The 21,179-nt window shown below is 70.1% G+C and carries 18 protein-coding genes; 14 read left to right on the top strand and 4 right to left on the bottom strand.

The genetic code is table 11. The features are described 5' to 3' along the window. Positions 1-123 precede the first annotated feature (123 nt). From DTL70_RS10540 to DTL70_RS10485, 12 genes are all read left to right on the top strand, one after another. Positions 124-1,194, top strand: a complete 1,071-nt coding sequence (locus DTL70_RS10540; RefSeq protein ID WP_181860872.1) for a type III polyketide synthase — start codon at positions 124-126, stop codon at positions 1,192-1,194. A gap of 52 nt (positions 1,195-1,246) precedes the next feature. After that, positions 1,247-1,816 (top strand): cupin domain-containing protein, encoded by a 570-nt coding sequence (locus tag DTL70_RS10535; RefSeq protein ID WP_114021614.1) that lies wholly within the window; start codon positions 1,247-1,249, stop codon positions 1,814-1,816. 5 nt (positions 1,817-1,821) lie between these two features. Next, entirely contained in the window at positions 1,822-2,979 is a 1,158-nt protein-coding gene (locus DTL70_RS10530; RefSeq protein WP_114021786.1) for a DegT/DnrJ/EryC1/StrS family aminotransferase, read from the top strand. After that, on the top strand, positions 2,976-3,971 hold the full coding sequence (locus DTL70_RS10525; protein WP_114021613.1) for a class I SAM-dependent methyltransferase: 996 nt from the start codon (positions 2,976-2,978) through the stop codon (positions 3,969-3,971). The genes DTL70_RS10530 and DTL70_RS10525 overlap by 4 nt, the downstream gene beginning before the upstream one ends. Before the next feature lie 112 nt (positions 3,972-4,083). Continuing rightward, positions 4,084-5,670 (top strand): class I adenylate-forming enzyme family protein, encoded by a 1,587-nt coding sequence (locus tag DTL70_RS10520; RefSeq protein ID WP_114021612.1) that lies wholly within the window; start codon positions 4,084-4,086, stop codon positions 5,668-5,670. Between the two features lie 84 nt (positions 5,671-5,754). Beyond that, positions 5,755-6,675: an aromatic prenyltransferase gene (locus tag DTL70_RS10515; protein ID WP_245979237.1), complete on the top strand. Its 921-nt coding sequence runs from the start codon at positions 5,755-5,757 to the stop codon at positions 6,673-6,675. Between the two features lie 211 nt (positions 6,676-6,886). After that, positions 6,887-8,230: a cytochrome P450 gene (locus DTL70_RS10510; RefSeq protein ID WP_114021611.1), complete on the top strand. Its 1,344-nt coding sequence runs from the start codon at positions 6,887-6,889 to the stop codon at positions 8,228-8,230. 109 nt (positions 8,231-8,339) lie between these two features. Further along, positions 8,340-9,353: a mevalonate kinase gene (gene mvk, locus DTL70_RS10505; protein ID WP_281278665.1), complete on the top strand. Its 1,014-nt coding sequence runs from the start codon at positions 8,340-8,342 to the stop codon at positions 9,351-9,353. Next, the gene (gene mvaD, locus DTL70_RS10500; protein ID WP_114021610.1) at positions 9,343-10,395 is read left to right on the top strand and encodes a diphosphomevalonate decarboxylase; all 1,053 of its coding nucleotides are present in this window, start codon (positions 9,343-9,345) and stop codon (positions 10,393-10,395) included. The genes mvk and mvaD overlap by 11 nt, the downstream gene beginning before the upstream one ends. Then, complete coding sequence (locus DTL70_RS10495; RefSeq protein ID WP_114021609.1) at positions 10,395-11,516, top strand: phosphomevalonate kinase; 1,122 nt, start codon at positions 10,395-10,397, stop codon at positions 11,514-11,516. Before mvaD ends, DTL70_RS10495 begins: the two co-directional genes overlap by 1 nt. After that, positions 11,513-12,604, top strand: coding sequence for a type 2 isopentenyl-diphosphate Delta-isomerase (fni, locus tag DTL70_RS10490; RefSeq protein ID WP_114021608.1), 1,092 nt, complete (start codon positions 11,513-11,515; stop codon positions 12,602-12,604). Before DTL70_RS10495 ends, fni begins: the two co-directional genes overlap by 4 nt. Next, positions 12,601-13,659 (top strand): hydroxymethylglutaryl-CoA reductase, encoded by a 1,059-nt coding sequence (locus tag DTL70_RS10485; protein ID WP_114021607.1) that lies wholly within the window; start codon positions 12,601-12,603, stop codon positions 13,657-13,659. The genes fni and DTL70_RS10485 overlap by 4 nt, the downstream gene beginning before the upstream one ends. A gap of 149 nt (positions 13,660-13,808) precedes the next feature. On the opposite strand, the gene DTL70_RS10480 is transcribed toward DTL70_RS10485, so the two are convergent. Further along, a complete protein-coding gene (locus tag DTL70_RS10480) occupies positions 13,809-13,991 on the bottom strand; it encodes a hypothetical protein (RefSeq protein WP_114021606.1) in 183 nt (60 codons plus the stop codon). Continuing rightward, positions 13,988-14,407: a hypothetical protein gene (locus DTL70_RS10475; protein ID WP_245979233.1), complete on the bottom strand. Its 420-nt coding sequence runs from the start codon at positions 14,405-14,407 to the stop codon at positions 13,988-13,990. Before DTL70_RS10475 ends, DTL70_RS10480 begins: the two co-directional genes overlap by 4 nt. Before the next feature lie 707 nt (positions 14,408-15,114). Between DTL70_RS10475 and DTL70_RS10470 the strand changes: the two genes are divergently transcribed. Further along, complete coding sequence (locus DTL70_RS10470) at positions 15,115-16,182, top strand: polyprenyl synthetase family protein (RefSeq protein WP_114021604.1); 1,068 nt, start codon at positions 15,115-15,117, stop codon at positions 16,180-16,182. Between the two features lie 43 nt (positions 16,183-16,225). Continuing rightward, positions 16,226-17,299 (top strand): methyltransferase, encoded by a 1,074-nt coding sequence (locus tag DTL70_RS10465; protein ID WP_245979231.1) that lies wholly within the window; start codon positions 16,226-16,228, stop codon positions 17,297-17,299. A 92-nt stretch (positions 17,300-17,391) separates the two neighbouring features. Here the strand turns inward: DTL70_RS10465 and DTL70_RS10460 are convergent, their stop codons facing one another. Further along, positions 17,392-18,213: an AfsR/SARP family transcriptional regulator gene (locus tag DTL70_RS10460; RefSeq protein WP_114021603.1), complete on the bottom strand. Its 822-nt coding sequence runs from the start codon at positions 18,211-18,213 to the stop codon at positions 17,392-17,394. Positions 18,214-18,981: 768 nt separating this feature from the next. After that, positions 18,982-20,967 (bottom strand): ATP-binding protein, encoded by a 1,986-nt coding sequence (locus tag DTL70_RS33500; RefSeq protein WP_245979229.1) that lies wholly within the window; start codon positions 20,965-20,967, stop codon positions 18,982-18,984. Between the last annotated feature and the right edge of the window lie 212 nt (positions 20,968-21,179).

Here is a 21,179-nt window from a genome sequence, read left to right as displayed (position 1 = left end):
GTCAGGACATCCGACGCGGGCACCCGTCAGCACCACATGCCAGGACGGCGGGCGAAACGCTCTGCCACCAGCGCAATGCCTCCCTGCCCTTCACCAGAGACCCTGAGGAAGTGGATCCCGGATATGCCGAGGTTATGCAAGCCGGCGATGAATGCGCCTGAACACGTGATCACAGTGGAAGAGACGCTGGACTTCGCCGAGAGAGCCCATGCGGGCAAGCCACAGCTTGCGCTGGCGCTCCGTCTGATCCGGAACACCGGAGTCAGGAAGCGGCACATCGTCCAGCCCATCGAGAAGACGCTCCGCCACCCGGGCTTCGCGGAACGCAACCGCGTCTACGAGGTCGAGTCCAAGAAGCGGACGCCCCAGGTCATCGAGCAGGCCCTGGCCAACGCCGAGCTGCGGGCCCGGGACATCGACGCGATCATCTACGTCTCGTGCACCGGGTTCATGATGCCGTCGCTCACCGCATGGCTGATCAACACCCTGGGCTTCAGGTCCGACACCCGCCAGATACCCATCGCCCAACTGGGGTGCGCGGCAGGTGGCGCGGCGATCAATCGCGCCCACGACTTCTGCGCCGCCCACCCGGGCAGCAACGTCCTGGTCGTCTCCTGCGAACTGTGCTCGCTCTGCTACCAGCCCGACGCGGACGACGTCGGCTCGCTGCTCTCGGACGGTCTGTTCGGCGACGCCGTCGCCGCAGCTGTCGTACGGGGCGAAGGGGGTGTCGGCATCGACCTGGAACGCAACGCCTCCTACCTCATCCCGGGCACCGAGGACTGGATCTCCTACGCGGTCAAGGACACCGGCTTCCACTTCCAGTTGGACCGCCGCGTGCCCGGCACTATGGAACCGCTCGCCCCGGTCCTGCGCGAGATGGCCAAGGATCACAGCTGGGACGTCGGCAAGCTCGACTTCTACCTCATCCACGCCGGCGGACCACGCATCCTCGACGACCTCGCGAAGTTCCTCGAAGTCGACCGCGAGGTGTTCCGGCACAGCTGGTCGACCCTGAACGAGTACGGGAACATCGCCAGCGCCGTCGTACTCGAGGCCGGCCGCAGGCTGTTCGAGGAGGACGCTCAGGTGGCCGGCGCGACCGGACTGATCGCCGGGTTCGGCCCCGGCATCACCGCCGAGATGGCGCTCGGCACCTGGGCGGCCGACGGCGTACCGCAGACCTTCGCCTGACCGCACGCGCGTACAGCCTGACCGCACGCGCGCACACAAGGAAGCGGAGTACATGACCGACCTCATCATCCCGGCCGGAGCCGGGCGCAAGCTCATCACACCGGCGCAGGAGGTGACCTTCAAGGCCACCGGAGAGATGGGATCCTCCGTATCGATCTTCGAGGTGGTCGTCCCGCCCGGATTCGACGTCGGAGCGCACGTCCACGACAACTCGCAGGAGTTCTTCTACGTCCTTGAGGGCGAGCTGGACCTGCTGTGCTTCGAGCCGACCGAACGTACCCCGGACACCTGGCACCACTGGGAGTCTTTGAAGGGCGACCGCGTCGTCCGTGCCGGCGAGGGCAGCTGCATGTTCGTGCCCTCCGGTACCCCGCACGCGTTCCGCAACGCCACGGACAAGCCGACGAAGATGCTCTTCCATAGCTTCCCCTCGCCGGAGCACGAGACCTACTTCGAGGAGATCGCCGAGATCTGGTCGCGTGGCACCGCCGTGGACCCCGCGGCCGTGGAGGCCATGCGTCAGCGGTACGACGTCAGGCAGATCACGCCGCTGCGCTACGAGCCTCCGACGAGCGCCGGTGACACCGGCCACGGAGCCGACGGGGAGCGGAGCGGGAGGTGACCGAGATGGAACCGGTTCAGCTGGTGCACGCGAGCCTGGGGGAGAGGGAACTCGCGGCCGTCGCCGAGGTGTTCGCCTCGGGCTGGCCGGCCGGGCAGGGACCGAAGGGCAAGGCCCTGGAGGCCCAGTTGGCGGGCAGGTACGCCGTCGGTGACGCCGTCGCGTTGTGCAACGCCGGTGCCGCGCTGCACGTGTCCCTGCTCGCCCTCGGGGTCGAGCCGGGTGACGAGGTGATCGTCGCCGACTACGGTTTCCCCGCGCCGGCTCACGCCGTCCGCTACCTCGACGCCGTTCCCGTCTGCGCCGACGTACGCGCCGACACCGGAACCGTCGACCCGCGGGCGGTGGCCGATCTGATCACCCCGCGTACCGTCGGCGTGATCGCGGTGGACACCGTCGGCATCCCCGCCGACTACGTGGAGCTGCAGGCGATAGCCGACCGCCATGGCCTGTTCCTCATCGAGGACGCGGCCTGCGCCGTCGGTGCGACGTATCAGGGCCGCGAGGCCGGTGCGCTCGCCGAGGTGGGTGTCCTGTCCTTCCACGGGCGCAAGGGCGCCAGCAGCGGCGAGGGCGGCGCGCTCCTCGCCGCCGACCCGAAGATCGGCGCGGACGCGCGGCTGCGGGCCTCCTTCGGCATCGGCAGCATCTTCGACATGGGTGAGGTCGTCGGCCTGCCCATCCCGGAGTTCACCCGCATCGGCCACAACTACAAGCTGTCCGACATCGCCGCGGCCATCCTCCAGGTGCAACTCGACCGGGTCGGGGAACTGCGTGCGCGCCGCGACGCGGTGGCGGCGCAGTATGCCGAGCTGCTCGCCGGCGAAGAACTGCTGGCGGTGCCGCAGGTGCCGGACGACCGCACCCACGCCTGGCAGACGTACATGGTGACGCTGGACCCGGCCGTGGACCGCGCGGCGGTGGCGACCGAGCTGCGCGCCAAGGGCATCGGCTGCGGCCACGGTACCTTCGCCACCCACGTGCAGCCGGTCTTCGAGTCGAAGCACAAGTGCCCGGTCTCGGCGGAACTCTTCGAGCGCCACCTCGCCATACCGATGCACGCGGAACTCAGCACGAGCCAGGTCGAACGGGTCGTGGAGGCGCTGCGCGGCGCGGTCCGCACCCATGTGGTGCCCACCACGACTCCGGGAGGGACAGCGTGACGGACAACCGGACGGCACCGGACGGCGTACTGCGGCTGATCAACGGCTACTGGGCCACCGGCGTGATCGGCGCCGCGGCCGACCACTCGCTCTTCACACACCTGGAGAACGGCGCCGGCACGGCCGCGGAGCTGGCCGACCGTGCCGGGATCGCCGAGCGCGGCGCGCAGACCCTCCTCGACGGTCTCGTCAGCGTGGGTCTGGTCGAGGTGCACGAGGGCCGGTACCACAACACGCCCGAGGCGGCCGCCTACCTCGTCGAGGGCAAGCCCACCTCCCTCAGCGGCTTCGCCAAGCTGAAGCTGAAACACATGAGCGGTCTGACAGCACTGCCGGAGGTGGTCCGTGCCGGGGGTCCGGCGCACGACGCGGTGACCGAGGTGGCCGACAACCCGCACTGGGAGGAGCTCGTCACGGCCCTCGCCGCGCAGTCGGTCCCCACCGCGACGATGGCCGCGGAGGTGCTGGGCGTGGCCTCGGCCGGTCCGCTCTCCGTCCTCGACGTGGGCGGTGGGTCGGGCGTCTACTCATCCGTCCTGCTGGACGCCAACCCGTCCGCCCGCTCGACCCAGATCGACTGGGAGCGCATCAACGGGATCGCCCGCCGGCTGCTGGCGGAGCGCGGCGTGGACGACCGGTTCACCACTGTCGACGGTGACTTCCACACGACCGACTTCGGCACCGGCGAGTACGACATCGCGTTGTACTCCCACATCGCCCACCAAGAGGGGCCGGAGGACAACGTCGAGGTCTTCGCACGCCTCCGGGGCGCGCTCAAGCCCGGCGGCGCCCTTGTGGTCTGCGACTATGTCGTCGACGACGACCGCAGCGGTCCCGCTTTCCCGCTGATGTTCGCCGCGGAAATGCTGGTCAAGAGCAATCGTGGCAACACCTGGCGGCGGTCCGACTACCGCGACTGGCTCCTCAAGGTCGGCTTCCGGGACGTCTCGTTCCACTCGGCGCCGCCCGCCACCCTCGTCATCGCCCGGTAAGCGCGAGGCCCATCGCGTCCGCGCCATGACACGCACCGCGGGCGGCCCGGTACCGCACCGCGATCCGGTGACAGCCCTCCATGCCCATCGTCACTGCAAGGGAGACAGTCCGATGAACGGCTCTGTGGCCTATCAATCGATACAGAAGCGAGGTCTGCACATCGGCCTGCTGCCAGCCATGGCCGCGGCTGTCAACGGAACGACGCCGATCACCCTCGACCACGACCTGGACGTTCTTCCCCAGGTGGGCAGGCGTCTGACGGTCTCCAGACTCGCCGAGCTGGTCGATGAGTTGGCGGCCCGCCTGTGGGCCGCGGGTGTGCGGCCCGACGAGCACCTCGTGCTCCACAAGAAGGCGAACGCCGACGTGTGGATGCTGGCCTGCGCCGCTTCCCGGGTCGGCGCGGTGCCCGTGCTGCTCTCGCCCAACCTGGACGCGGAGACCGTGGGCGCGCTGCTCGAGAGAATCGACAAGCCCCGCCTGCTCACCGACGAGCACAAACTGGACGCGCTCGCGGAACTGCCCCTGGCGGAACTGGCCGGGCAGGTGATCATCGTGGCCGGTGAGCGGCCGCAGACCGTCTCACTGGCCACGTTCGCCGGGTCCATGCGGGTCAAGCCGGTGGTGCGGCCCCTCGACGAGGCCGCGGTGATCACCCACACCTCCGGCACCACCGGAGTGCCCAAGCTGGTCGTGCACACCCCCCGCACCCAGGGCCTCCGGCTCAAGCCGCAGTGGCGGCTGCTCTCCCTCATGCGGAAGCGGGAGAACGTCGCGATCCACATCCCCTTCGTGCACTCCCGGAACGTCGCCGCGATGACGCTGGCCCTTCTGAAGGAGATGCCGGTGCTGCTCATGAACGAGTCGGACCCCGGCACCGTCGCCCAGCTGTTCATCGAGAACCGCCCCGGGCTCGTCGAGGCGCTGCCCAATTCGCTGATGGCCTGGGAGGACCTGACCGACGACCCGCGCAAGCCCTTCGCCTCGGTAAAGTACTTCAGCAGCACCTTCGACGCCATCCACCCCAGAACGATGGGCCGGCTGCTCACCTCGTCCGAGCGGCGCGGCGCCCTCTTCTTCCAGATCTACGGGCAGAGCGAGGTCGGTCCCGCCGTGGGGCGCGCCTACTTCCGCCACTCCGCGCACAAGGCCAACGGCCGCTGTGTCGGCTGGCCGATGCCGGTGGGATCCGCGAAGGTCCGCGTCGTCAACCGCCAGGGACAGCGGCCCACGAAGGAGAACCCCGGTCACATCCAGGTCTCCTGGCCCGCCCTGGCCAAGACGTACTTCGGCGAGCAGGAGCGCTACGACAGCAACCGGGACGGCGACTGGTGGGCCACAGGCGACGTCGGCTACTTCACCAGGTTCGGCTGCCTCCACATGCTCGACCGCGAGGTCGACATGGTCCCCGGCGTCGCCAGCTCCCTGGAGGTCGAGGACGTGATGCTCGACAGGCTGAAGGAGCTGAGCGAGCTGGTCGTGGTCCACGGCTCGGACTCCGAGGCCGTCCCGGTGCTGTGCACCCACGATGACCAGCCGCTCGACCTGGACCGCTGGCGCGCGGCCGTCGCCGACTTCCCCAAGCTGGCGGACCCGGTGCAGATCCCCGAGGCGGAACTGCCGCGCACCGGCACCCTCAAGGTTCGGCGCCGCTCGCTGGCCGACCGGCTCCAGAACCGGCCGACGGACCAGGCGTGACCGGTTCACGCGTGACCGGACCAGACGTGAGCTGGGCGGCCACGTGAGCAAGGCAAACAGGAACCGCAACGCACCTTTGGAGTCATGATGCCGGGTACAGCCGATGCCGATGTGGCGAGTGTCTACTCCGCCATCGAGGAGTCAGCCGGGCTGATCGACGTGACCGCTTCACGCGACGTCGTGTGGCCCATTCTGACCGCGTTCGAGGACGAACTCGCCGATGCCGTCATCGCCTTCAGGGTGGCGACCAACGCGCAGCACGAGGGGGATTTCGATGCCCGCTTCACCCTGCCCAAGGAGGTCGATCCGTACGCCGTAGCCCTCTCGAAGGGTCTGGTGGAGGAGACGGACCACCCCATTGGCGGGCTGCTCTCCGACATTCAGCAGCTGTGCGCCATCGACAGCTTCGGCATCGACTTCGGGGTCACCTCCGGGTTCAAGAAGATCTGGGTGTACTTCCCCGAGGGCGAGCAGGAGACGTTGGCCCGGCTGACCTCTCTCGCGTCGATGCCGCGGAGCCTGGCCGAGAACATCGATTTCTTCACCCGCTACGGCCTGGCCGAGAAGGTGGACGTGATCGGTATCGACTACCGCAGCCGGACGATGAACGCCTACCTCGCGGCTCCCGCGACATGTTTCGAGGCGGATACCGTCCTGGCGATGCACCGGGAACTGGGGCTGCCGAGCCCGAGTGAGGAGATGTTCAACTTCTGCGAGAGGTCGTTCGGTCTCTACACCACCCACAACTGGGATGCGGCGGAGATTCAGCGGATGTCCTACGGCGCGAAGACGGAGGACCCGATGGCGTTCTTCGCCCGGCTGGGAACCAAGATCGAGCACTTCGTGAAGAACGTTCCCTACGGTGTCGACGACCCCAAGATGGTCTACGCGGCCGTCACGTCCTCGGGCGAGGAGTACTACAAACTCCAGTCGTACTACCGCTGGCGCTCCGTCAGCCGGCTGAACGCCGCGTACATCGCCGCTCGCGACAAGGAATCCGCGTAACAGAACCCGCGGTTCCACGCGGCTCCCAGGGGGCCCCGCCCGCCGCGGGGTCCCCTGTCGTGTGCTGCCCACGCGGCGGGGCGTAAGGCGCTCGGAGTGCGAGTCGCGCGCGGTCGCGTCGTGCCCGCGCGCGGCCTCTGCCGCGGTGGCCCCACAGTCTTCTAGCCCGATTTTCCGGAGCGCGCGCGAGATTGCGTACGAGAGGTGTGCAATGACGAGTCAGACGACGGCAACCTTACCGCCGGAGGACCGGGGTGCCCCCGACAGCCTCGAAGGCCAGGGCGTACAAGGCAGCCCCGATTTCCGGTTCAGCCGCATGGAGAGCCTGCTGCGGGGACGTCGGCTCCGCCGTCTGACCGTGGACGGCGTCGACGCCGTGTTCGTCAGGGACCCGATCCTGGTGCGCCAGATCCTGGTGAGCGAGAGCAAGAAATTCGGGAAAGGCGAACTCTTCCGGAAGGCCAGAAACCTCAGCAGAGTAGGGATGCTCTCGCAGGACGAGGCCATGCACCGGCACTACCGGCGCCTGGCCAACCCCTACCTGCGGTCGAGCGCGGTCGAGGGATATCTGCCTCTCATGGGTGACGTGGTCCGTGAGACCGCGTCCTCCTGGCGCGCCGGCGACGCCGTGGACATCCAGTCGGAGATGTGCTCGATCGCCTGCGCGATCGCTGTGGGCACACTCATCCCGGGGATGGCGCCCGAGACGACGAAAGCGCTGAGCGAGCGGCTCTCCCGGCTGGCCTGGGAGATGATCAGGAAACCGCTGTACGGGAAGTCGGCAGCGGCCCGGGCGGCGCGGCCGGGTGCGAACCGGCAGCTGTCCCGCGCCCGCCAGGAGTTCCGGGAGCTGCTAGCGGCGTGCGTCGCCGACCTCCCCGATTCTCCCGACCCCGCCGGCGGCTACCTCTCGGCACTCCTGGCCGACTCCGACGAGCAGGGGAACCGCCTCCTGACGGCGGAGGAGGTGTGTGACGAGGCGGTCATGATGCTGACCTCCGCCACGGTCACCACAGCTTCCGTCATGTCGTGGGCCCTGCACGTCCTCTCCAGGGACCCGTTGGCCGAGGAGAGGCTCCTCAAGGACCTGACGCGACGGCGCAGCGGTGGGACGGACGACGGCCATGGCGCGCCGTCCTACACCCTGAGGTTCCTGATGGAGGTCCTGCGGCTCTACCCACCGGTGTGGATCTCGTGCCGGAAGACCCTGTCCGACGTGACGCTCGGCGACCACGACCTGCCCGCGGGCACGAACGTGGTGTTCAGCTCCTACCTGATGCATCGGGACCCCGTGAGCTACCCGGACCCGCACAGGTTCGACCCCGACCGGTGGCTTTCGATCCATCCGAGCAATGTCGAAGCCTCCTACATCCCCTTCGGCATCGGCTCGAAGGGGTGCATCGGGGAGTTGTTCGCCTGGCAGGAGCTCGAGGTCATCCTCGACGTGGTGACGCAGGAGTGGAAGCTGGGTACCGAACCCGGCCGTCAGGTGCGCACCGCGCCGGAGACCACGCTTCATCCCCGCCGCCTGTTCCTGATCCCCCAGCCGCGGTGAGCAGCGGCCCCCCGCGCGCTGCCGTCTGCGGCACTCCACCGCGCGGGGCAGCCGCGCCGCCGTACCGCTGGACGACGCGATGTCACCACGGACTCGACCAGGGAGCTGAGTGTCCTTGACTCTGTCGACCTCGCCCGAGGGGGTGTCACAAGGCCGCCGGGTTTCTCCCGTCGGCGTCGGTCGCGCCCACGCCAAGGCCGTTCTGCTCGGGGAGCATGCGGTCGTGTACGGGGCTGAGGCGCTCGCCGTGCCCCTTCCGCAGCTGACGGTCACGGCGAGCGCCCGCCGGTCCGGCCGGCAGACGGAAGGGCCAGGCGACGTGTCCTTCACGGTGGCCGGTCCACTGTCGCGGCCGGTGGCGGCGCAGGCGTCCGACGGCCTTCGCCGGCTGATCTCCGAGTTCTCGGCGGCCATGCGCGTGGAGGACCGCCCGCACCTCGAGGTGACCCTCGACTGTGCCATCCCACACGGGAGGGGGCTCGGCTCCAGCGCGGCCTGCGCACGTGCGGTCGTCCACGCGCTCGCGGACCTGCACGGCCGTCAGGTCACGGAGGACGAGACGTTCGCCCTGGTGCAGACGGCCGAGAACGTGGCGCACGGCCGCTCCAGCGGCGTCGACGCACGAGCCGTCGGCGCGTGGGCCCCGCTGCTGTTCCGCGAGGGCGAGGTCCAGGAGCTGAGCGTCGGCTGCCAGGGGGTCTTCGTCGTCGCGGACAGCGGCGTCGTAGGCCGTACCAAGGACGCGGTCGAGCTGCTGCGTGACGCGTTCCAGATGCGCCGCGGGGCGAAAGAGGAGTTCCTCCGCCGTGCTGCGCGGCTGACCGAAGAGGCCAGGTACGCCCTGGCCGACGGCAGGGCGGAGCAGCTCGGTAGGCGGCTGACGGACTACCACGAGCTGTTGCGGGCGGCCGGGCTGAGCACCGGAGCCATCGACGGCCTCGTCGAGGCCGCGCTCACCGCGGGCAGCCTCGGAGCCAAGATCACCGGCGGTGGCCTGGGCGGCTGCGTCATCGCTGTGACCGGGACTGAGCAGGCCGACGAGGTCGAACAGCGGCTCCGTGCGGCGGGCGCCGTGCGGAGCTGGGCCGTGCCGATGAGAGGATCCGCAGACGATGAGCGCTGAACGTCCGGCCCTCCTCGGCCGCGCGCCTGATCGGGGCAGCGCTGGGTGGGCCACCGCCGTCGCGCATCCGAACATCGCGCTGATCAAGTACTGGGGCAAGCGGGACGAGCACCTGATCCTGCCTCGTGTCGACAGTCTGTCGATGACCCTGGACCTGTTTCCGACGACGACCCGCGTGCGCCTCGACCACGAGGCCGGGCACGACGAAGTGACGCTGAACGGCCGGCCCGCGAAAGGCGAGAAGCTGCGCCGCGTCGTCGCCTTCCTCGACCTGGTGCGCAAGCGGGCAGGTCTCACCTCCAAGGCCGTCGTGGCCAGCGAGAACACCGTCCCCACCGGGGCGGGGCTCGCCTCGTCGGCGAGCGGATTCGCCGCCCTGGCCGTCGCCGCCGCTGCCGCGCACGGGCTCGATCTGGACGCCACCGCCTTGTCACGGCTGGCCCGGCGTGGTTCGGGATCGGCGGCACGCTCCCTCTTCGGCGGGTTCGCGGTGTGGCACGCCGGCACGGACTCCGGCACCGCGGAACAGGCCGATCTCGGCTCCTACGCCGAGCCCGTTGCCGTCGGTGACATCGATCCGGCTCTGGTCATCGCCGTGGTGGACGCGGGCCCGAAGACCACCCCCAGCCGAGCGGCCATGCGGCGCACGGTCGAGACCTCTCCGCTGTACGAGCCGTGGGCCGTCTCCAGCGGGGACGACCTGGCCCAGATGCGCGCCGCACTGCGCGCGGGCGACTTCGAGACGGTTGGGGAGATCGCCGAGCGCAACGCGCTCGGCATGCACGCGACCATGCTCGCGGCGCGGCCTGCCGTGCGCTACCTGTCGCCGGCCACGCTCACCGTCCTCGACCGCGTGCTCCTGCTGCGCGAGGACGGCGTCCCGGCCTACGCCACCATGGACGCCGGTCCCAACGTCAAGGTGCTGTGCCGCCGCGCGGACGCCGACCGGGTCGCCGAGGCCGTACGCGAAGCAGCCCCCGCAGGGTCGGTGCTGGTCGCCAGTCAGGGCCCCGGCGCCCGCCTGCTGCCTGGGAGCGGTTGATGACCCGCGGGCGAACAGTCGTCAGCCGCGCGCCCGGCAAGCTGTTCGTCGTGGGGGAGTACGCGGTGGTCGAGCCGGGCAACCCGGCGATCCTCGTCGCGGTCGACCGCCACGTCACCGTCACCGTCACCGTGACCGGCCTGGAGGAGGCGGGCGTCGTCATCTCCTCCGACCTGAGGCCGCACGGTACGCGATGGCGGTGGCAAGACGGTCGGCTCAGCCCGTGCGACACGAGCGACGAGCAGGGTGCACGATCGGGCCTCGCGCACGTGGTCTCCGCGATCGAGACCGTCTCCGCGCTGCCGGCCGAACGCGGCTCTTCCGCGCCGGCCCTCAGCGTGTCGGTCGACAGCGGCCTCCACGAGGGCGGCACCAAGTACGGGCTGGGGTCGAGCGGTGCCGTGACCGTGGCGACGGTCGCCGCGGTCGCCGCGTTCTGCGGTCTCACACCGACCGACGAGGAGCGGTTCCGACTGGCTCTGCTCGCCACCGCCGAAATCGACCCCAAGGGCTCCGGCGGTGACGTCGCCGCCAGCACCTGGGGCGGCTGGATTTCCTACCGGGCGCCGGACCGGGCCGCCGCGCTCGAACTCGCCCGCAGCCGCGGCGTCGAGGAGGCGCTCCGCGTGCCCTGGCCCGGGTTCGCGGCGCGTCGCCTGCCCGCTCCCGAGGGCCTCGCACTGGAGGTCGGCTGGACAGGCAGCCCGGCCTCCACCACCTCCCTGGTGTCCGACCTGCACCGGCGCAACTGGCGTGGCACCGCGGCACACCTGAGGTTCATCCGCGCCACCACCGACTGCGTGTGCGCGGCGATCGGGGCGCTGGAGGCGGGCGAAAGCCGGGAACTGCTGGAACAGGTGCGGCGGGCCGGGCGGGAGCTGGCGCGGCTGGACGACGAGGTCGCTCTGGGCGTCTTCACGCCCCGGCTGAGGGCGCTGTGCGAGGCCGCCGAAGCCGTCGGCGGCGCGGCCAAGCCCTCAGGGGCGGGTGGCGGAGACTGCGGCATCGCCCTGCTGGACGCCGGTGCCCCGCGACAGCTGGCTCGATTGCGCGAGAGGTGGGCTTCGGCCGGGGTGGTGCCCTTGCCGATCCGTCCCACCGCGGAAGGGAACGAGGGATGATCGCTCAACGCAAGGACGACCACGTCCGGCTCGCTGTCGAGCAACAGCAGCAGCACAGCGGGCGCAACCAGTTCGACGAAGTGGCGTTCGTCCACCACGCGCTGGCCGGCCTCGACAGGGCCGAGGTCGGACTGGGAACCGCCTTCGCCGGCATCTCGTGGCAGGTGCCGCTGTACATCAACGCGATGACCGGCGGCAGCGAGCGCACGGGCCTCATCAACCGGGATTTGGCCATCGCCGCCCGCGAGACCGGCGTGGCTCTCGCTTCGGGGTCCATGAGCGCCTACTTCAAGGACCCGGACTGCGCCGACACCTTCAGCGTGCTGCGCAAGGAGAACCCGGGCGGCTTCGTCATCGCCAACGTCAACGCGACGGCCTCCGTCGACAAGGCAAGCAGGGCCGTCGACCTCCTCCAGGCGGACGCCCTGCAGATCCACGTCAACACCGTGCAGGAAACGGTGATGCCGGAAGGCGACAGGTCGTTCTCGTCCTGGGCCCCGCGGATCGGCGAGATCGCGGCCGGCGTCGACGTCCCCGTGATCGTCAAGGAGGTCGGCTTCGGGCTGAGCCGCGAGACGGTGCGCCGGCTGGAGGGCCTGGGGGTGCGGGTCGCCGACCTCGGCGGCCGGGGCGGCACCGACTTCGCCCGGATCGAGAACGGTCGACGCCGGCTCGGCGACTACGCTTACCTCACCGACTGGGGACAGTCCACCGCCGCCTGCCTGCTGGACGCGCAGGAGGCTGGGCTGCCCGTCCTCGCCTCCGGCGGTGTGCGCCACCCTCTCGACGTGGCCAGGGCGCTGGCGCTCGGTGCGTCCGGCGTCGGCGTCTCCGGCACCTTCCTGCGTACGCTGCTCGACGACGGTGTGTCGGCGCTGATCGAGCGCATCACGGTGTGGCTCGACCAACTGACCGCGCTCCTGACCATGCTCGGCGCGCGTACCCCCGCCGAGCTGACGCACTGCGACCTGCTGATCCGCGGTGAGCTGCGCGACTTCTGCGCCGACCGGGGCATCGACCCCGGCCCCTTCGCCCGCCGTTCCAGCAGCCCTGACTTGCCCAACGAGACGACGGGAAACACACGATGACCGACCATGCGATCGCCGGTGTCCCGATGCGCTGGGTGGGGCCCGTGCGCATCTCGGGAAACGTGGCCACCACCGAGACACAGGTCCCCCTCGCCACCTACGAGTCGCCGCTGTGGCCCTCCGTGGGCCGGGGCGCGAAAGTCTCCATGCTCTCCGAGCGGGGCATCGTCGCCACCCTCGTCGACGAGCGGATGACCCGCTCGGTCCTCGTGGAGGCCGTGGACGCGCAGGCCGCGCTGACGGCCGCACGGACCATCGACGCCCGCATCGGCGAGCTGCGCGAGGTGGTGCGCACCTGCAGCCGGTTCGCCGAACTGATCGGCGTACGCCACGAGATCAACGCGAACCTGCTCTTCGTCCGCTTCGAGTTCACCACAGGCGACGCCTCGGGGCACAACATGGCGACCCTCGCCTCCGATCTGCTGCTCGAACACCTGCTGAAGACGATCCCGGACATCTCCTACGGGTCGATCTCCGGGAACTACTGCACGGACAAGAAGGCGACCGCGATCAACGGCATCCTCGGCCGCGGCAAGAACGTGGTCACCGAGCTGCTCGTGCCGCGCGACGTGGTCGGCAACGTGCTGCACACGACGGCCGCAGGGATCGCCGAGTTGAACGTGCGCAAGAACATGCTCGGAACGCTGCTCGCGGGCGGCATCCGCTCGGCGAACGCCCACTTCGCCAACATGCTGCTCGGGTTCTACCTGGCCACAGGACAGGACGCGGCCAACATCGTCGAGGGCTCCCAGGGCGTCGTCATGGCCGAGGACCGGGACGGAGACCTCTACTTCGCCTGCACCCTGCCCAACCTGATCGTCGGCTCCGTCGGCAACGGCAAGGGCCTCGACTTCGTGGAGGCGAACCTGGCGAAACTCGGCTGCCGGGCCGAGCGCGACCCCGGCGAGAACGCGCGGCGGCTCGCCGCCCTCGCGGCGGCCACCGTACTGTGCGGTGAACTCTCCCTCCTCGCGGCTCAGACCAATCCGGGCGAGCTCATGCGGGCCCATGTCCAGTTGGAGCGGAACGAGACGCGTGCGAAGGCCGGTGTCTAGGAAGCTGAGACCACGGGGCCCTTCAGGCCGGCGGGCATCCGTGCCCACAAGCGTGTTGACGAGACGCGCGCGCAAAGGCCGTCCCGGCACTCGCAGACCCTCGCTGACCTGCGCGTGTCCGGGGACGGCCATAAGGTGCTCGTCGGTGTCTAGCGCCGGCGCCGCAGGGCGATCCGCGTGAGTTCGTCGATGTCGAACTCGGACCGGCCCGGTGTGCCGTAGCGGGTGAGCTGCCCGCGACTCACCCACTTGCGGATCGTCGCCTCGGACACCCCCGCGGCGAGCGCGGCCACGTTGGTGGGCACCAGCCGGTGGCGCGGCGGTCTGCTCATGTCCCGACGGCCTTCCGCCGGCGCTCCACGAGCGGTCGGAGGGTGATCCACTCGTGCATTTCCCAGGCGTGCCCCGACGAGCATCGGATTTTCGTCGCGCCCGCGGTGCCGACGGACTGTGAGGGCGCGGAGATCTTTCCGGTGCAGTCGGTCATCACACATTCCCAGACGGGTGCACGCAGCTCGCCGCGTTCCGGGTCGATGGTCCGCAGCAACTCCCGTCGCAGACCGTCGATCTCGTCCGCGAAATCGGCGGCAGGCGGCTGCTCGGTGAGCCATTCCACATTCCGCAGGAGGAAACGCGCCAGGTCGGGAACCGAGCGTGTCGGGGCGGCGTGGCCGAGTTCGTCGGCGACGAGGGAACACCACGACTCGAGAACCGCGAGAATGTTGTGCCGGGAGTCGAGCGCGGACATGTTCAGTCGGTCTCCGCTCCGGCTCCCGGACACGCGCGTGTGGTGGGTCCGTCTGGATATGGGTGAGACGTGGTGCAGACTCTCCTGGTAGAGGCCGGGAAGCGCGCGTAGGTTGTCTTCCAGCTGCCGGACGCGCGAGGCGCCGAGGACCGCTTCTGCCACCTCTCCGGGCTCCCGCGGCGCAGTCCTGGGGCAGGTGTGGAACTCCATTCCGTCTCCATTCTGACGTGGTTTGCGCGGCGGCCGTCTCACGGCACGGTGAACGTGCCCGCGGAGGGCGCAGAGGTGGTCGAGGCGTCGGCTCGTGAGGAATGCGTGAGGTCGCCGTCAAGGATCCGAATACGGCGCGGTGGCCCGCGGCCCTTTCTCTGCGGCCCCTTTACCTGGGCCGTTTCCCTCGTGGCCCTTTCCCGGCGGCGTGGCCCTTTCCCGGTGGACGAGGCCCGCCATGTGCTTTCCGTGCCCTTGGCTGCCCGTTCGGTTCCGACCCGGACGCCAGGAAGGTTTCCACCGAGCGGGCAAGGGTGTCAACGTTCAACATTCACAGTCCACCGCCGCTAAAGGGGAACTCCAGATTCAGTCTCGTACGGGCGTCGCCGCCGAGGTCAGGGGCACGGTCGGCCGTGCCGCGGCGGCCTGGCCGACCGACGCACGCACGCACGCGAGTGTCCGAGCGCCCCTTCTCTCTATGAACCAGAGGAGAACCCATGACCTCGGACAAGAACACCGACACCGGCCAGGAGGCCGCGGACCTCGCCCGCCGCACCCGCGACGACGTGCTCGGCCGCGTCGAGGAGAGGCTTCGCTCCCTGCTGGCGGCCGAGCGGGACGTGTGGGCAGGAGTGCACGAGAGGGCGGCCGTCCCCGTCGACGCGCTGGCCGAGCTGATCGCGTCGGGCGGCAAGCGCATCCGGCCGGCCTTCTGCGCCACCGGCTATCTCGCCGCCGGCGGCGATCCCCACGACCCCGGGATCGTGTCGGCCTGCGCGGCCCTGGAGATGCTGCACGTGTCGGCGCTCGTCCACGACGACGTACTGGACGACTCCAGTCGGCGACGCGGAGCGCCCACCGTCCACGCGGCCCACACGCAGTTGCACGAGAGCCGCGGTTGGCAGGGAGAGGCGCGGCGGTACGGCGAGGGCGTGGCCATACTCGTCGGTGACCTCGCACTCGTGTACGCGGAGACCTTGATGGCGGAGGCGCCCAGGTCGGTGGTCCCGGAGTGGAACCGGCTGCGCTCCGAGGTCATGATCGGCCAGTACATGGACGTCCACGCGGCAGCCGAGTTCTCGGCCAACCCCCGCATCTCCCGCCTGATCGCCCGGATCAAGTCCGGGCGTTACACCATTCACCGTCCTCTGGTCGTGGGCGCGAACGCGGCGGGCCGCGACGACCTCGCCGCCGCCTTCGAGGAGTTCGGCGAGGCGGTGGGTGAGGCGTTCCAGCTCAGAGACGATCTGCTGGACGCCTTCGGTGACTCCGCCGACACGGGCAAGCCCACAGGGCTCGACCTCACACAGCACAAGATGACGCTGTTGCTGGGCTGGGCGATGCAGCGCGACGAGCGCATCCACAGCCTGATCACCGAACCGGGCCACACCCCCGACGAGGTGCGCCGCCGGCTGGTGGCCACGGGCGTTCCCGGCGACGTCGAGAAGCACATCGGCGGCCTCGTCGAGCGGGGCTGCAAGGCCATCGCCGACGCACCCGTGGCCGAGGCGTGGCGTGAGGACCTGGCCGACATGGCCGTGCGAGTCGCCTACCGCAACACCTGAGCCCGGCCTCCCTACCGCCCACGCCGACCCGAAGGGATCACCCGTGTCCAACGCCGAAGCCGTACTCGCCCGGATGCGCGAGTACATGGTGGGGCCCACCCGTTTCATGAACCTCTACGCCTGCTTCGAACTGGGCATCGTCGAGGCGCTGCGCAAGGAGCCCGGGCTGACGGCGGCCGGTCTCGGCGCGGCCGTCGGCGCCAAGCCCGACGCCGTGGAGCAGCTGTTGCATCTGCTGGTCAAGGAGGGCTTCGTGGCCCTGGACGAGGCCACAGGCGGCTACACACTCGACGCTCTTGCCGACGTCGCCGAGAGCGATCTCCAGCGTGTCCTGACTTTTATGGGCATGATGAAAACAGGCATGCTGCGGCAGCTGTACTACCTCGCCGACAGCGTGTCCACCAGCAGTGTGGTCGGGCTCGAGAAGCTCTACGGCTTCCAGGGAACGATGTTTCAGGCAGCCGGCGAGATCCAGGAGGTGCGCGACGCGTGGGGCCCGTTGGCGCAGAGCGAGACCGCCAGTGTCTACCCCTGGTTCTTCCGCAACTTCGACGTCCCGGCCGGGGCGCGGGTACTCGACGTGCAGGGCGGGAACGGGCTCGGGGCCATCATGACCTGCCAGACGAAGGGCTCGCCCGGCCTGCGGGTGACCACCTTCGACCGGCCCGCTCTGGAGACCGAGTGCCTGCGCAACTTCGCGGCACAGGGCGTGGCGGAGCAGTGCTCGTTCGTGGGCGGCGACGCCTTGGAGTCGCTCCCCGGCGGCTACGACGTGATGCTGCTCAAACACTTCGTGGACATGTACGACAAGGACGAGGTCCTCACCCTCTTCCATAACGCGCACCGGGCATTGGAGCCCGGTGGGCGGATCGTCGTGCTCGCGCCCGTGTACCCCGAGGACATCCGGGACACCGACGACTACCAGGCCGACTTCTTTCCGGCCTACATCCTCGGATGCGTGGTGGGGCGCGGCGGGCTGCAGAAGGTGTCCACGTACCGCGGCTGGCTGGAGGAGGCCGGGTTCGAGGTCACGTCGGTGCGCGCCAAGGACCCGGCCGACATCCCGCCGGACGCCATCATCAACCGGGTCGTCATCTGCGCGACGAAGCGGGGCTGAGCGGGGTCCGGCGGCGCGCAAGTGCCCGAGCCCGCGCCGGGTGGCGGTGATCGACCCGCCGCCCGGCGGTCCCGCCGGTGAGGGAGCCTCTGTCAGGCGGCGTACAGGTCGAACGTCGAGCTGCGCCTCGGCCCGGCGACCACATCCAGCTGTGGGTCGACGACCAGCATCGCCTGGTGCAGCCGCTGCACCCGGGGCGACGGCTCGACGCCCAGGCTTCTGATCAGCCGGACCCTCAGCTTGTGGTAGACCTCCAGGGCCGACGCCTGGCGGCCCGACCGGTACAGCGCCACCATGGCCTGCGAGTGCAGGCCCTCGTGCTGGGGGTGCCGGGCCGTCAGCTCCGTCAGCTCCGGCAGCAGTTGGGTGTGCCGGCCGAGCCGCAGGTCGGCGTCGATCCGCCGCTCGACGGTACCGAGGCGGCTCTCCTCCAGGCGCATGACCTCGATCCTGAGGACGGGCCCGACCCGGACATCGACCAGGGAAGGTCCCTGCCACAGCGTGAGCGCCTGCTGGAAACGGTCGGCCGCGACGGCGTCGTCACCGGCCTCGAAGGCCGACCGGCCCTCCGCGACCTTGCGCTCGTACGCGTGCACGTCGACGGTCTCGGAGGGGACTTCCAGTACGTATCCGCCGTGCCGGGTGGCGAGCACCTCCTTGGCCGCGCCGGGGGCGTCAGAGCTCATGGCGCGGCCGATGCGCCGGCGCAGCTGCAGGATGTAGGTCTGCAGGGTGGCCAGTGCGCTCTGTGGCGGCTTGGTTCCCCACAGTTCCTCCATGAGCGTGGGAACGGGCACCACCTGCCCGGGTCTGAGAGCGAGCAGTGACAGCATCTGCCGCGGTTTGGCGGCCGACGGGACGATCGATTCTCCGTTGACCTCGGCACCCAGGGCGCCCAAGACCTGTATCTTCACGTTCCCCCCGTTAACTCGTCGAGTTCCTCTCAGCGGTGCGAGTCCGCTGCCGCGCACCGCAGCCGCAACCGCGCCGACCCCCCTTTGACCGACCAGAACGCACGAAGCTCACCTCACGGAGTGGAACGCGTGGAGTCGTTCCGACATGACGTGACGCGGCCGCCCCCGGCCCTGGGTGTGCCACGCGCTCACCACCGCGCGTCCGGCGGCGGGCGCGTGCGTCGTGGGGGAGGAAAGCTCTGGGAGGGGAGTGGTCACTCAGCTCGCGGGAACAAGTCGCGCCTCGGTGGGGGATTCAGCCCCCGTGCCGGGCGAAGAGAACGAAGGGTTCGGCCGAACGGACCGGGCGGCACGGCGACCGTACGCCGGGGCGACGGCACATGGAAGGGCAGCTTCCGGGACAGCGACGCGCCGGTCGGCGGTGGCCGAGTGAGGATCCGGCGACTCGGCTGTCTCGGACATTGATCCTCCACGTATCCCGCGCCGATACCCGTGTGGGTCGGCCTGGATCATTCCGGTGCTGGGTACGTTGCTCAGTGTTGTTCACGGGACTTGGGTGCCACTGTCCATCGACTTGGCGCCGACTTGGCGGCGGCTGGGCAGGCATGTGGGAACGGTCGGTATCCGCTCACGCGTCGGGCAGCGGGCCCACGACGGGCGGCGGTTCGCGGCTCCGGGTACGCGGACGGCTCCTCGATCCGGTGCGTCCCTCGCGAGGCCGCTACCACGCGGGCGGCAGTTCCAGGGCTCCGGCCCCGGGCGCATGCCTCACTCCGCGCCGGAGAAGAGGTTCCCGCTCCGCGATCGCAGCGCGGCGGTACGGATGCGTCGCAGAAGATGGACCCGGCGCGACCGCCCCATCCTGTCATGCAGCACGTCGGCGGTCAGCGCGTGGGTGAAGAAGTACCAGCCCAGCCGCTGACGGTGCTCTGTGATCAGGCCCGCCGCGACGATGGTGTCGACGGCTTTGAGCGCCTCTCCGATCTCGATGGAGGAGGCTTCGGCCACGACGTCTATGGCGAAGCCGCGGCCGGCCACGGAGGCGACGGACAGCAACTCGTCGGCGGTCGGGCCCAGCCGTGCGACGCGTCCGAGCACCACCTCGCGTACCGGAGCCGGTACCGGCGCCGTGCGGGCGCTCGGGCGCTCCTCGCTGTCCAGGGCCTTGATCAGTTCGCGCAGGTAGAAGGGGTTGCCCCCCGAGCGGTGCCGCAGCTCCTCGGCGGTGGTTGCGCTCACCTCCCGACGGAGCGTCGCGCTCGCCAGAGCGCGCGTCTCCGCGGCGTTCAGGCCGGTCAGCTCCACTCGGGAGATCTCCGCGCGGGCGAGCGCGTCCGACGTCTCGGCCAGTGCCGCCGCCTCGCCAGGGCGGTACGACGCGGCCACCAACAGACGACTTGCCCGCACCGACTCGGCCAGGTGGGCCAGCAGCCGCAGGGAGCCAGGGTCCGCGCGATGCAGGTGATCGAGCACGATCACCAGCGGTGTGTCATGGGACGCTTCGGTCAGGTACTCCACGATCGCCTCGAACCGGCGCAGGGTGTCGGCGTCGGTGTCGGCGCCGTCCGGCGGCCGGCGCGTCTGCCCGCCGAGCACCTCGGCCACGGGTTCCGGTACCGGCAGGCGCGGGCAGCGGGCGCCCGCGGCTCCCAGCACCTGGCGCCAGGGCCATAACGGCGGTGTCGTGACGTGTCCTGGGCACGAACCCCACAGGGCAGGTGCTCCCGCTGCCGACTCGGCGAAGCGACGCAGCAGACGGGTCTTTCCGATACCCGGCTCACCGGAGACCGTCAGAACCCGCCCTCGGCCGACCGCCGCCGCTGCCGAGACCGCGGCCAGTTGCCGCAGTGTCCCCTCGCGGCCGACGAAGATCTCCTCGTCGTCGGCCGACGTGTGCCGCGGTGGCCCGGGCGTGCGGACGTGGACCCGCGGCGTGTCCGCGGGGGCGGCAGGTGCTGTCCGTGCCCGACCGGCCGGGAGTGGGCGCCAGTCGAGCCCCGGCGCGTGGCTGAGGATCTCGCGTTCGAGGTGCTGCAGCGCCGGCCTGGGGTCGATGCCCAGCTCCTCACCCAGCCGCCTCTGATTGGCCCGCAGCACCGCCAGTGCGTCGGCTTGTCTCCCGGCCCTGTACAGCGCCAGGCTGAGCAGTTCGCAACCGTACTCGCGCAGCGGATGGGCCTGGGTGAAGGCCTCCAGCTCGGCGACCGCCATCTCGTGGGCCCCTACGGCCAGCAGCGCCGCGCAGCGCCCCTCGACGGCCGACAGCCGCAGTTCCTCCAGCCGTGCCACTTCCGCCGCCACATGGACCGAGTGGGACACCTCCGTATAGGCCTCGCCGCGCCACAACGCCAACCCGGTCTCGAACTCGCTCAACGCCTCGTGTGCGTCACCCCGGTTCCACGCGTCCCACCCCGCTTTGGTGCGTCTCTCGAACCGCTGGACGTCCACCTGGACGACGTGGCCGTCCAGCAGGTAGCCCCGGTCGCTGGTTCGTAACACCTTCGTGGGCGTCCGTGGAGGCCGGTCCGGCTCCAGCGCCCTGCGGAGGTTGGCCACGTACGACTGCAGCGAGGCCGTCGCCGAGGGCGGCGGACCTTCCGGCCACAGCGTTTCGAGCATCACGTCCACCGGCACGGGGCGGCCGACCCGGCTGACCAGTAACGTGACCAGCTTCCGCTGTTTGGGCGCCCCCAGATCCACGGGCCCGCCGGTAACCATGGCCTCCAACGGGCCCAGAGCCCGGAAATGCGCCATGGGCGGGGCAATGCCATGCCTTTTCGAAGGCTGCGCCTCGTCGCTCTCTCGGAGTGGTTCCGACGGCATGTCGAACGATCTCGCAAAGAATCTCGCGTCAGTCATGTCGTGCTTCTTCCACGTCAGCGGCAGGGAAGGTGGAGCGACGAATCACCTCAACAAGGGTGATGCGAGAACCGGCGTGCCGAAGACCGTGGAACGAGGCAGCGGAC

The sequence above is a fragment of the Streptomyces diacarni genome (assembly GCF_003323715.1).
Taxonomy (GTDB): Bacteria; Actinomycetota; Actinomycetes; order Streptomycetales; family Streptomycetaceae; genus Streptomyces; species Streptomyces diacarni.
The sequence above is the reverse complement of the archived record's forward strand: the minus strand, read 5'-3'. Positions and strand labels throughout refer to the sequence as shown.